We start from the raw sequence: 12,898 nt of genomic DNA, 5'->3' as shown, positions 1-12,898 counted from the left end.
CTCCCGCCGTTCACACGCGAAACCGCGATCCAGAAGGTGCGCGCCGCGGAAGACGGCTGGAATACCCGCGACCCGGAGCGCGTGTCGTTCGCGTACACACCGGATAGCGTGTGGCGCAACCGTGCCGAGTTCACGCATGGGCGCGCGGAGATTGTCGGACTGTTGCGCCGCAAATGGGCCAAAGAACTCGACTATCGCCTGATCAAGGAACTATGGGCATTCACGGATAACCGCATCGCCGTGCGTTTTGCCTACGAATGGCACGACGACTCGAACAACTGGTTCCGTTCATACGGCAACGAGAATTGGGAGTTCGATGAGCACGGGTTGATGGCGCGCCGTCATGCCAGCATCAACGATCTGCCGATCCGCGAGGCCGACCGTCTTTATCATTGGCCGCTCGGCCGCCGTCCCGACGATCATCCGGGCCTGTCCGATCTCGGCCTCTAAACCTTTTTCAGCGATTGAAGGTGAACGTCTGTCACGTGTTCACCGCTCTGCCATCGGTTCTCCGTTATGGTTGCGTCTGCGCCGCGAGGCACGTCTTGTGCCCGCGCGCCCCGAGCGTGTCCTCCACATCGTCTGTGCTGGTTGAGGTACAGTGCGCGACGGACGGCAAGCAAGAATAACCAGAACATAGATGACACCGGCGCTCGACCGGTGGCGGAGCGGACATGCATTTTCGGCAGATCAAGAAGAACATCCGGCGTACCGCCGTGGCGCTCGCCGCGAGCCTGGCCGCAGCCTCCGCGGCGCATGCGGGCAACTGGTGCGAGGGCGGTGTATGGGTCGACGCGATGCTCGGCTCGTATCACATCAACCCCGATCCCAACACCCATTTCGAGCAGTTCAATCCCGGCCTTGGCGTCGAATGCTGGCTCAACAACCAATGGGCACTGACTGCCGGCGGCTTTCGGAACTCGCTGCGGCGGCCTTCTTATTATGGCGGCGGTGTCTGGGCGCCGGAATTCGCGCACTGGGGCATCGTGCGGATCGCGGCGATGGGCGGGATCATCTCCGGCTATAACTATGGCAACTGGGGCTTGGGTCGCAACCACACGATCGGGCCGGTGGTTGCGCCGATCGTGATGGTCGACTATAAGCGCGTCGGGGCCAACTTTATTGTGATTCCGCCGATCCCCTCGGACAATCTTCCGTTCACGATCGGGTTTCAGGTGAAGGTGAAGTTCTAATCTGGCGTAATTAGCCCCGGGCCTGGCGTAAAAAGCCGCCATGCGAGCGCATGGATGGACCCCGGCGCAAATATTCGCTATCACTTCGGCATCTCACGCCCTATAACACATATCTGCAGGGCGATTATTCCGTGTCGAGGGGTCCAAAAAATCCGTTGGCACTGCCAGTTCGCACGCCACCTCGCGCCCCGGGACCTCGGCTCGGCGCACTGCTCTCCTTTTTTCACAACGACCTAAAACTTTGGCCTTGGGCAATTCGCCTGCGGACCCAAAGAGCGGTTTGGCGCGTCCGAAAATCCCCTATTCATGCTGCCTTCCGGGCACGCGGATAACGAATCGCATCAGTGGAAAACGTACCCTAAATTAAGGAGGTAAAAGTGAAATCACGACTCATGGCAGCTTCTGCTGCCGGATTACTTGTCATGGCCGGGCTTGCGCATTCGCAGAGCATGCCGGCGACTCAACAACCCGCCCCATCGGAAAACGCAGCGACTCAGCCGACCGCCTCCCCCTCCGACACGGCGACGCAGTCATACGGTGGCATGCCAGACACGAAAATGCAGAGCGGCGCGAAGCACATGAAGCCCTGCAGCAACGACCCGCAATGCAATATCTTCTTTGGCGGGAGCTAAAAACAATCTGACGGCGTGCGGCAGCGCCAGGCAACCTCTTTGTTCAGGACCTCTGTGAGGATGCTCAGGAGATTGCCTGGCGCCAATAGGGCCTACGTGATCCAGCCAAGGTGAGCGACGCCTGGATGGTGAGGAATTCCAGGAGATGGCGCTATCTTGGTCACCAGTGAGGAATTCCAGGAGACGGCGTCATCTCGATCAACGGTGAGGAATTCCAGGAGATGGCGTCATCTTGGTCAAAGGTGAGGAGCGCCAGGAAATACCGTCATCCCAGCCAAGGGTGAGGAATTCGATGAGACGGCGCCATCGTGATCAAAGGTGAGGAACGCCAGGAAATACCGTCACCCCAGCCAAGGGTGAGGAATTCCAGGAGACGGCGTCGTCTCGATCAAAGGTGAGGAACGCCAGGAAATGCCGTCACCCTAGCCAACGGTGAGGTGTTCCAGGAGACGCCGCCACTTTGACGAAAGGTGAGGCGTTCCAGGGCACATAGCTTCACGTCGATGAGAGGTGAGCCGTTCCAGGGCGTATGGCTTCACGTCGGTAAGAGGTGAGCCGTTCCAGGAGGTGCCGCCGAATCAGTGAGAGGTGAGCTGTCCCAGGCGTCGAGCTGCACCGTGGAAGCAGGCCAGAACACGTGAAGGTGAGGGGTTCCAGGAGATCGCTCGCAAAAGGTGAGCGATTCCAGGAGGTGAGCAATCGCCACGTTGAACGCGCACCTGTCATAAAGTGAGGATTTCCAGGGAGTCCTCCTCATGGCCATTCACGGTGCTGCATAGAGCATTCAGGGCGAAGCCTGCGATTACGCGGGAAGCGTAAGCCTTACCGCGAAACCGCCGCCGGCAGGCCAATCTTGCGACCTTGTACACAGCGTAAGGCAGCGCTCGGGTGGGAAGCTAAAAACCCAAAGGTGAGAAGATTCGGGAGCGAGTGCGGTGATAATGTTGATACCTGTGGGCGCACTTTCGAGTCGAAGGTGAGAAGATTCGGGAGGCCTGCACGAACGCAGCTAACTACGAATCACATCCCATTCAGGTGGAGCGCTTTCCCCAATGACACCGCGTGCCTTTGGCAAAGAAATCAAGGCGGCACTCGCGCCGCACGCCGACGCTCAACGCGCGCTCGCCATGAGCGCCTATATGCGCAACCACTTCGAGTTCATCGGTGTGCCGACACCGCAGCGACGGCAAGCGGTACTGCCGGTGTTCAAGCGGCTGCCGGTGGAGAATGCCGATCATCTGCTGGCGTGCGTGAATGTCTTATGGTCGATGCCGGAGCGCGAATTCCAATACGTCGCGACCGACCTGTTGGCGCGCAACTGGAAGACGCTTGCGGTGGCAGACATCGCACACTTATTAGTGCTCGCACAGCGGAGCGCCTGGTGGGATTCGATCGACCCGCTGGCGGGCGTCGTCGGCGACGTTCTGAAAGCGGCGCGAACTCATACACCGAAGGTGCAGGCCGCGATGGATGCAGCGCTCCAGCACGAATCGCTATGGGTTCGGCGCATTGCCATGATTCATCAAGTCGGCTGGCGCGACCATACCGACGAGGAACGTCTTTTCGGCTACGCGCGTTCGCTGGCCGCGGAAAGTGATTTCTTCATCCGTAAGGCCATCGGTTGGGCGTTGCGGGATTACGCGTGGCATGCGCCCCAGGCGGTGAGCGCCTTTCTTTCCGCTTCGAAGGGCATCATGTCGCCGCTTACTTTGCGCGAGGCGTCGAAGCATCTGCCGCCGATCCGCTGACCTGTCTGGCGCAAAACATTTGCCGCGCAATTAACCCATTCAATGAGTGGTGTGCGTCAACGTTACGCACCGTAATGCGAAAAATAAGTGGGCTATAAAAACGGCAATAATTAACGGCACCAAAATCAAAAACTTTAGAAAAATATTTATCCCCCCGGGCGTGCTCAAAACCCCTGCCGTCATCGCTTAGTAACATGCATCCGCAATACTCGGCAGCGCTGCATTCTTGACTCAAATTCGCAAAAAAACGCGCCGCTCCAATCGAGGGCTGACGCGAAGGCCATACCCTCGGGGGTTTCACATGACTATTCGTCATCGCATTACGCTATTGGTAGTCTTGATGTTCGTCGCCCTGTCGGCGATCGGCGGCTACGCCGTCTATCAGACGCGCGGCAGCGCGGCCGAAGTGCGCAAAGTGACCGAGGGCGTCGTCCCTAGCGCGCTCGCCTCGGCCGACCTCGTCTCGCAGGTCAAGGACGTGCAACTCGCCACCATGACCCTCGTCTATGCGCCGGATGCCAACATGGTCGCCCAGGCACAAGACGAACTGAAGAAGAAAAAGGCCTCATTGCAACAGGGCCTCGCGCTGCAAGCCAAAGATGCCGCGAGCCACGCCCAGCAAGGCCTCGTTTCCCAGGCCAACGACAGCCTCGTGAACTACTTCGACGCTATCACCGAGACGGCGAAAATGAAGACCGACGGCAAGAACGAACTTGCGCAAGCGTATCTGTTCGCCAACGTCGCGCAGTATCGCGACGAACTCGAAGGTATCGTCGAAACCCTCCGCGTCGAGAAGAACCGCCAGAAAGACGAGGCGATCACCGCACTGAACGCCACGCTTTCCACCACCACGACGGCCATCGCCATCGTTACCGGTATCGCGATCATTCTGCTGACCTTCATCGGCACGCTGCTCTACCGTCAGATCACCCGTCCGCTCAGCCGCATGCAAGCGATGATGAGCGAGATCGCATCGAACCAGGACTTCACGCGCCGCGTGCCGGTGGGCCGGTTGGACGAGATCGGCCATTCGATCGTCGCCTTCAACGGCATGATTGAAAAAATCCAGGAAAGCTCGGCGCAACTCAAGCAGAAGACCGCCGACATTCAGGCGATGTTGCAGAACATGCAGCAAGGTATTTTGACGGTGATCGACGGCGCCGTGGTCCACGCGGAGTACTCGGCGTATCTGGAAGACATCTTCGAAACGAAAGACATCGCCGGTCGCGGTCTGATGGGTCTGGTGTTCTCGGATACCGATCTCGGCTCGGACGTGCTCTCGCAAGTCGACGCAGCCGCGCATGCGTGCCTCGGCGAAGACTGCATCAACTTCGCGTTCAATCAGCATCTGCTGGTCGGCGAAATTTCAAAGCGCATGCCCGATGGCCGGGTGAAGATTCTCGATCTCAGCTGGTCGGCGATCACCGACGAAAACGATGTCATCGTGCGTTTGATGTTGTGCGTGCGCGACGTCACCGAACTGCGCAAGCTCGCTGCAGAAGCCAGCGAACAGCGTCGCCGTCTCGACATGATTGGCGAGATTCTCGCGGTCAGCGAAGAGAAGTTCCATCACTTCATCGAAAGCTCCGCGGGTTTTGTCAGTGAGAACGAGCGCATCATCCGCAAGCATTCGGAAGCGGACCATGCAGCCATCGCCGAGCTGTTCCGCAACATGCACACCATCAAGGGCAATGCGCGGACCTATAACCTGGCGCATCTGACCAACGTCGTCCATGAAACCGAGCAGAGCTATCACGAACTGCGCCAACCGGATGCGGACCGCTCGTGGGATCAGGAACACCTGATGCAGGAGCTGACGCGCGTGCGCGAGGCGATCGAGAGTTACGCCAGGATCAACGAGCAGAGCCTCGGCCGCAAGGCCAAAGCCGGAGCGAACAACGCCGGCAATGCGGGCCGCTACGTGATGGTCGAGAAGGACCAGATTCAGCAGACCTTGAGCATGCTGGACAAGACGAACGCCGGCGAACTCCATGAATTGCAGTCGATGCGCGATGCGATGCGCCAGACCTTGCGCGCCCTAGGCAGCGAAAGCGTGCGTGATGCGCTGTCCGGCGTGCTGGATTCGCTGCCTTCGCTCGCACAAGAGCTGGGCAAGCCGGCGCCGACCGTGCGCATCGACGACAACGGCTACCGTCTGCGCGGCCAGGCGGGCGGCACGCTGAACAACGTGTTCATGCATCTGTTGCGCAATTCGATGGATCACGGCATCGAGACCGCCGAGACCCGCAGCGCGCATGGCAAGGCGCCGGCAGGCACGATCGATATCGAAGTGGGCGTTGACAACCATGCGCTGCAGATCACGCTCAGTGACGATGGGCGTGGCCTCGCGCTCGAACGGATTCGCGGCATTGCCGCCGAGCGCGGCTGGATCGGCAGCGACGAACAACTGAGCGACGAAGCCATCGCCGAATTCATTTTCCGGCCGGGCTTCTCCACCGCAGCAACAGTCACGGAAGTGTCAGGCCGTGGCGTCGGCATGGACGCCGTGCGCGACTTCCTGAAACGCGAGAACGGTCGCATAGAACTGCGCTTCACCGACGATCACAAGGGCGCCTCGTTCCGTCAGTTCCAGACAATCGTCTGCCTGCCGGATAACGTCGCTGTCGATACGCTGGGTGTGGAAGCGCGCGGCGATGCCGGCGAAGTGCAACTTGACGCGATGGCGGATTGAACGTTGGTCGAACGCTGATTGACGCGCTTCGCGACGGACTTCGGAAGGATAGGTTGTGATTCAACAGTACGTATTAGCGGTGGTGGCAGGCAGCGCGGTAACCGCGCTGCTGGCATTTGTCGCGCACAAGTTGCATAGCACGAGGCTGACGGCACGGTTGCGCGCCGAAGCAGATGCACGGATCAAGGCGTTGTCGGCGGAACAAGCCGACCATGGCGAAGCGATCCGCGAACGCGAACAGGCCGCGCAAGAGATGGAAGCGTTGGCCGCACAGTTGCATGAGGAACTGAGGCAGCAATCGGCCAGCGTCGATGAACTGCGCGCAACGCTGAAAGCCGCGACCGACGACAAAGACCAGTGGGCGCATCAGGCGCAACAGATCGCCGGCGAAGCCGCGCGTCTGAAGGGCCTCGGCGCGACATTCGAGCGTTGGCACGAGCAGATGATTTCGCTGATGACGCAGAACCACGACATGCACGCGAAGAATCAGGAGCTGTCGTCGATCGTTCGGCATGTGGTGATCGTCTCGCTGAACGCGTCGATCGAAGCCGCGCGCGCGGGTCCGGCCGGACGCGGCTTCGCGGTGGTGGCGGGTGAGGTTCGGGCGCTCGCCGCGCGTTCTGAGGAATTGTCGAAGAGCTATCGCGACAGCCTGCACCGCAACGATCTGACCACCACCTCCACGTTCCAGGACATCCAGGCGGGCGGCAAGATGATCGCGGCGTCGCTCTCCAGCGTCGAATCGCTCGCCAACCAGTTTCACTCGAAGCTGCACCAGGTGCCGATGTGATCACGGGCAACGCGAAGGACAGCTTCGAACGCATTTTCCGCAAGGCGGCGCAGGCGCGCCTGCCGCGGGATGCCGGCGATACGTGCGAGATCGTGCCGCTCGCCGAGGCCGGGACGGGCGCAACGAAGGACACCCAGGTGGTCGTGCTGACCATCTCGTCGATCGTGTTCAGACTGCTGCTGATCCTTCACTTCGACGAAAACGACAGCACGCGCAACTACTACCTGAAAGAGGGCGACGAACTGCCGTTCCAGGAAGCCTTTCTGGAAATCTGCAATCTGTGCTGCGGCGCGATGAATCAGGAACTGCTGCACTATTTCCCGGACCTCGGCATGTCGACGCCTTATGTATTGAGCGCGCGTTGCTTGGGGCATCTAGCGGAATTGAAGCCGGCGTTTTCGTCGTCGTATTCGATCACGCTTAACGGTTCCGTGCAGCTTGCCGCGACGGTATGCGTGTGCGCGCATGCGCCGATCGACTTCGTGGCGGACACGAGCGCAATTGAAGAAACCAGCGGTGAGCTGGAGTTGTTTTGAGTGTTGACCATGACGTCGATATCCGCAGTGAGCAGGAACGCGAAATGAACATGAACAAACCGGTCAGCAAGGTGCTGGTGCTGGACGACTGCCCGGTGCATAAGGAGGCGCTGAAGCGCTTCTGCGACGAGAACAATCTGGTCGGCGTGAAAGTCGGCAAGAACCGCTTGCAGTCGGTGCTGCGCTCGAACATCGATCTGGGCGCGGTACTGTTCGCTGAAGGCTACGGTGGCTCAGCCGAAGCGAGCGCCGAGATCGCGATCAGAATCAACGCGGTGCGCCCCGAGTTGCCGATCATCATGCGGCGGGAGGCCGATCCGAGCGTCGATGGTTTGCCGGAGAGCTTGCGCCGGGTGGTCTGCGCGGCCTACGTCGCGCACGATATGGCGCCCTTGCGCCAGGTAATCGACGAATACATCTTCAGTCTGGATTACCCGAACGCGTTAGTGCGCGGCATTGCCGATATGACGCAGGCAATTCTCGGCGACGTGTTCAAGGACTTGACCATCACGTGCGACACGCCTTATATCGTGCGCGACCGGATCATCTTCGGCGAGGTGTTCAGTTTGATTCCGCTGGAGAGCGCGTGGTGCCGCGGCTACATGATGATGCAGGCGGAAGAGGCGCCGATTCTTGAATTGCTCGATCGCTATCGGATGACAGCCAACGCCGAAGACGGCGAAGCAAACTTCCGCGATCTGAATGGTGTGCTTGGCGAAGTGACGAATCTGATCTGGGGTTCATTCAAGAACCGCTATGTCGGCGATGCGGACGCCTGGCTGCGCAGCCAGGTGCAAGTGCCGCTGCTGGTAAATCACAAGCACAAGTACATCTCGTTCGGCAGCGGCAATCCGCAACTGTGTTTCATGTACTCGCTGACGGACCCGCAATCGGGCCGTTCGGTCAAGCTGCATCAACGTTTTGTGTTCAGCCTGAGTTGGTCACCGGAGGACTTCAAGGAAGTCACGGACGATGTCGGCGCGATGGTCGAAGCGGGCGAACTGGATCTGTTCTGAATGTTGTCATAGGAAAAAACATGTCGAAAATTCTGGTGGTGGATGACTCGAGCACGGTGCGCGACGAAGTGGCCGGCTTTCTGAAGAAGAACGGTCTGGACGTCGATACGGCGGTGGACGGCAAGGATGGTCTCGCCAAATTGAAGGCCAGCCCGGGCATCAAGCTAGTGATCAGCGACGTCAACATGCCGAATATGGACGGCCTGACGATGGTCGAAAAGATTCGCGGCGAACTTGCGAACACGACCGTCAACGTCATCATGCTGACGACCGAGAGCAGCCCGGCGATGAAAGAGCGCGGCAAGGCGGCCGGCGTGAAAGGCTGGATCGTCAAGCCGTTCAAGGGTGACGCGGTGCTGGAAACGTTCCGTAAGCTGGCAAGCTAAGCGCTGCGCAGGCGGCGGGCCGGCCAAAGGTGAGGGTTTTCGGGAGCCGGTGCGCCGGTGATTTGCAAAGCATGATTCGCTATAACGGCGGCGGTTGAAACACGCTAGTCTCCCAGTGAATGTGAACGACTGGGAAGACACGTGATGGCCGCGAAAACTTCAAAAAGCGCTGGCGCTGCAACCGCGGATGTCGTCACGTTCACGCACGTCCCGGCTCAACGGGCATAGGGCGGCGCCGGACATGTGCCAATTGCTCGCCCTCAACTGCGCCGAACCCACCGACGTCAGTTTCTCGTTGACGGGCTTTGCTGCACGCGGTGGCCTCACGGATCATCACGTCGACGGCTGGGGCGTGGCGTTCTATGAAGACCGCGCGTGCCGTGTGTTCGTCGATGATAAACCCGCGTGTCAGTCGCCGGTGGCGGAGTTTCTGAAGAGCCATCCGATCAAGTCGCGCAATGTCGTCGCGCATATTCGCAAGGCGACTCAAGGTGGCGCGCGCGTGGAGAACTGCCACCCGTTCATGCGCGAGTTGCGCGGCCAGCAATGGGTGTTCGCGCATAACGGCGACCTGCAACCGCTCGGTGAACCGGAGCGAGGTCCGTATGCACCGGTCGGCACGACCGATAGCGAAGCGGCGTTCTGCTTCATCATGAATCGCCTCCACGCGCATTTCGCCGCTCACGCGGAAACGAAGGTGGACGTGGACGACATCGACGCCACGTTCGACGTCCTCGAGCAGGCGACGCGCACACTGAACCCGTATGGCATTTTCAACTTCGTGCTCTCGAATGGCAAAGCGCAATTCGCGTATTGCTCGACGCGTCTGTCGTACGTGATACGTCACTGGCCGTTTTCGAGCGCGCGTCTCGTCGACGGTGACCTCTCAGTCGATTTCGCCGAGCGTGGCACGCAGGCTGATCGCACGGCGGTGATCGCCACCACGCCGCTCACCGATGAAGTATGGACCGCCTGCCAGCCGGGCGATCTGCTGATGTTCTGCAGCGGTGCGCTGCTGCGGCGCGCGCATGTTCCCGTCCCCGCCGAAGTCCTCGCGACCTCGAAATACGCACCCTCCGAATTGTCCGCCGTCCCGGCGTGACATCGCACCAACGCGTGGCCTTAGAAGCGGCCACGCTACCAGCACTTTCATATCCATCGAAGAATTAGTTAGTTTGCCGACGCAAATTCCTCTCGTATCGTTGCTTGCGAGCGCGAAGTCGATTCAGATCGTGCGTGTGGGTGGACAGAGCGAGCCGGCTGCCTTGATGGCGGCCGGCTTTCCTAATGCCTCCAAAAAGCTCAAAGGTGAGAACATTCGGGAGCCGACGGGCAATCAGCGATACGTGAGCCCACACGCATCATTCCGCCTCACCATCCAGCAATTCCGACGACGATTCCCGCAAGCATTCGCTGAACAGATCCGCCGCCGGCGCGGCGGTATCCGCGCGCCACACCAGTACCACTTCACCTAACGGTTCGAGCGGCGCGAGCGGCAGCACACGCATGCGTCCACGGCTCACGTGATGCCGCGCGACCGACAGCGGCAGGATCGACACGAAGTCCCCACCGATCAGCAGCGACAGATTCAACGTCAACGAACTCGATTCGACCGCGCCGCGATCGAGCGGAATGCCTTGCTCCGCTAACGTCTCGGCCAGCGTCGCAAAAGCGGGTGAACCGCGCAGTGGCGTAATCCAGCGCACCGAGCGCAGATCGTTCCAGCTCACTGGCATATCGACCTTGCCGAGTGGATGGCTCGCGCCCACGACAAACACGAACGGCTCGCGGTGCAACGTCTGCTGGCGCAACAAGCCCTGGTTGCCGGCGATCCGGTTGCGGCCTAATGCGAGATCGAGCTCGCCTTCGTCGAGCATCTTGATCAGCTTGTCGAGCGTCGCTTCCACGAATGAGAGCGTTGCCGATGGCGCACGCCGCATGAACAGTTCGACCGCATGCGCGATCAGCGGCTGCGGAATCGTCACAACCGCACCGAAGCGGACGTGACCCGCCGTGCCAGTGGTCAACGCACTGACGTCGCGGCGCGCCAGTTCGATATGCCGCAGGATTTCGCGTCCCCGTGCGGCCATCACCTTGCCGATGCTGGTCAACTCAACCGCGTTGCCGACCCGTCGCGCGACCGGGACGCCGAGCGCTTCCTCGATTTCGCCGATCTGTTTTGAAATGGCCGGCTGCGTGACGTGGAAGGCGGCCGCCACGCGTGTCACCTGCCCAAGCTCCGCAAGGCTCACCAGGATGCGCAGATGCGGCAGCTTCAGGCCGCTGCGGAAGAAGCGGTCGATTGCGTCGTTTTCGGTGGTTGCCATTCGTGTTTACTTGGTGCACATAACTGAACGGTAATGACCTGCGCCGAAACGGTGATTTGCGGTGCGGCGCTCAACCCGGCTAATCTTCGCTATCGGCAGGACGGTAGAGCGTGAAGCGGGTGGGTCGAGCATAGCAGCTACGCGTCGATCGCATGACTCAGGGTATAACCGGAGCCGCGCCATGCACCGCATCGCCGCGACCACAGCGCGCATTCAAGCGCGCGGAAGGAGACAAGCATGAGCACCCCTCTCTACGGCGGCGCCGAGCGGCCCGCTGTGTCTAATGAACCCCCGGCACCCACGGAATCCGCGGAACACACGGCGCTGTATCGCAAGCTCGCGTGGCGCATCGTGCCGTTTCTGTTTCTCGCGTTCATCGTCGCGTATATCGATCGCGTGAACGTGAGCTTCGCCAAGTTGCAGATGCTCACCGATCTCTCGTTGAGCGAGACCGTGTACGGTGCGGGTGCCGGCATCTTCTTTCTCGGCTATTTCATCTTCGAGGTGCCGAGCAACCTCATCTTGCATCGCGTCGGCGCACGCATCTGGATCGCGCGGATCATGGTCACGTGGTCGATCGTCTCGTGTCTGACGATGTTCGCGAGCGGCGCGACCTCGTTCTACGTGCTGCGCTTTCTGCTCGGCGTCGCCGAGGCGGGCTTCTTTCCCGGCATCGTGCTGTATCTGTCGACGTGGTTTCCGTCGAACCGGCGTTCGCAGATCATCGCGCTGTTCATGGCGGCGATTCCGGTGTCGGGTGCGATCGGCGGTCCGGTGTCGGGCTGGATCATGCAGCAACTGGCCGGCGTGCACGGGCTCGCCGGTTGGAAGTGGCTGTTCCTGATCGAAGGGATCGCCTCGTTGCTGGTGGGCATCGCGGCGTTTTTTGTTTTGCGTGACCGTATCGAGTCGGTGAGCTGGCTGAGCAAAGAGGAAAAAGCATTGCTCGCGCACGACCTCGAAGCCGATGCGCGGACCCGTGCGCATCAAACGGTACGCGGCGCGTTCACCAATCCGAAGGTGTGGCTCCTCGGCCTGCTGTATTTCTGTATCGCGATGGGCAACTACGGCCTTGTCTTCTGGCTGCCGACAATGATCCGCGCGAGCGGCGTGGTGAGCGTGGCGAACATCGGTTTGCTGTCGGCCGTGCCGTCGCTGATCAGCGCGGTCGCGATGATCCTGATCGCGCGTCACGCCGACAAACACGACGAACGACGCAAGCACGTGGCCGTGTGCGCGGTGCTGGGTGCCGCCGGCATGCTCGCGTCGGTGCTGCTCGGTCAACACGTATGGCTCTCGATGGTGGCGCTGGTGGTTGCGGCGATCGGCATCAATTCGATTGCGCCGGTGTTCTGGGGCATTCCGACCGCGCTGATGGGTGGCGTGGGCGCGGCGGCGGCCATTGCGGTGATCAATTGCACCGGCAATCTGGCGGGCTTCGTGAGCCCGTATGTGATCGGCTTTCTGAAGGACACGACCGGCACCTTGCTGCCCGGCATGATCGTGCTCGCCTGCGCGCTGGTGCTGGCCGCCGTGATCGTGCTGGCGATGCCGGTCACGCGTAAAACAGCATGAGGA

At 60.5% G+C, this 12,898-nt stretch carries 11 protein-coding genes; 10 read left to right on the top strand and 1 reads right to left on the bottom strand.

Translation table 11 applies throughout. The features are described from left to right. The 9 genes from GNZ12_RS28720 to GNZ12_RS28680 form a co-directional block, all read left to right on the top strand. On the top strand, positions 1–450 hold a 450-nt coding region (locus tag GNZ12_RS28720; RefSeq protein ID WP_172315554.1), incomplete at its 5' end, for a nuclear transport factor 2 family protein. A gap of 224 nt (positions 451–674) precedes the next feature. Continuing rightward, a complete protein-coding gene (locus GNZ12_RS28715; RefSeq protein WP_074289148.1) occupies positions 675–1,193 on the top strand; it encodes a hypothetical protein in 519 nt (172 codons plus the stop codon). Positions 1,194–2,877: 1,684 nt separating this feature from the next. Continuing rightward, the gene (locus GNZ12_RS28710) at positions 2,878–3,573 is read left to right on the top strand and encodes a DNA alkylation repair protein (protein ID WP_172315553.1); all 696 of its coding nucleotides are present in this window, start codon (positions 2,878–2,880) and stop codon (positions 3,571–3,573) included. A gap of 301 nt (positions 3,574–3,874) precedes the next feature. Next, on the top strand, positions 3,875–6,265 hold the full coding sequence (locus tag GNZ12_RS28705; protein ID WP_172315552.1) for a HAMP domain-containing protein: 2,391 nt from the start codon (positions 3,875–3,877) through the stop codon (positions 6,263–6,265). A gap of 55 nt (positions 6,266–6,320) precedes the next feature. After that, entirely contained in the window at positions 6,321–7,055 is a 735-nt protein-coding gene (locus GNZ12_RS28700) for a methyl-accepting chemotaxis protein (protein ID WP_172315551.1), read from the top strand. After that, positions 7,052–7,591: a hypothetical protein gene (locus GNZ12_RS28695; RefSeq protein ID WP_172315550.1), complete on the top strand. Its 540-nt coding sequence runs from the start codon at positions 7,052–7,054 to the stop codon at positions 7,589–7,591. The genes GNZ12_RS28700 and GNZ12_RS28695 overlap by 4 nt, the downstream gene beginning before the upstream one ends. Before the next feature lie 44 nt (positions 7,592–7,635). Continuing rightward, positions 7,636–8,607 (top strand): chemotaxis protein CheX, encoded by a 972-nt coding sequence (locus GNZ12_RS28690; RefSeq protein ID WP_172315549.1) that lies wholly within the window; start codon positions 7,636–7,638, stop codon positions 8,605–8,607. Between the two features lie 20 nt (positions 8,608–8,627). After that, entirely contained in the window at positions 8,628–8,993 is a 366-nt protein-coding gene (locus GNZ12_RS28685; RefSeq protein ID WP_028196001.1) for a response regulator, read from the top strand. A 241-nt stretch (positions 8,994–9,234) separates the two neighbouring features. Then, positions 9,235–10,095, top strand: a complete 861-nt coding sequence (locus tag GNZ12_RS28680) for a class II glutamine amidotransferase (protein ID WP_172315548.1) — start codon at positions 9,235–9,237, stop codon at positions 10,093–10,095. A gap of 259 nt (positions 10,096–10,354) precedes the next feature. Here the strand turns inward: GNZ12_RS28680 and GNZ12_RS28675 are convergent, their stop codons facing one another. Continuing rightward, positions 10,355–11,320, bottom strand: coding sequence for a LysR family transcriptional regulator (locus GNZ12_RS28675; RefSeq protein WP_172315547.1), 966 nt, complete (start codon positions 11,318–11,320; stop codon positions 10,355–10,357). A 237-nt stretch (positions 11,321–11,557) separates the two neighbouring features. Here GNZ12_RS28675 and GNZ12_RS28670 point away from each other — a divergent pair, with 237 nt between their 5' ends. Continuing rightward, positions 11,558–12,895 (top strand): MFS transporter, encoded by a 1,338-nt coding sequence (locus tag GNZ12_RS28670; RefSeq protein ID WP_172315546.1) that lies wholly within the window; start codon positions 11,558–11,560, stop codon positions 12,893–12,895. Positions 12,896–12,898: the final 3 nt, after the last annotated feature.

Origin of the sequence: Paraburkholderia solitsugae (assembly GCF_013177695.1) — a bacterium.
In the GTDB taxonomy this organism is placed as follows: Bacteria; Pseudomonadota; Gammaproteobacteria; order Burkholderiales; family Burkholderiaceae; genus Paraburkholderia; species Paraburkholderia solitsugae.
The sequence above is the reverse complement of the archived record's forward strand: the minus strand, read 5'-3'. Positions and strand labels throughout refer to the sequence as shown.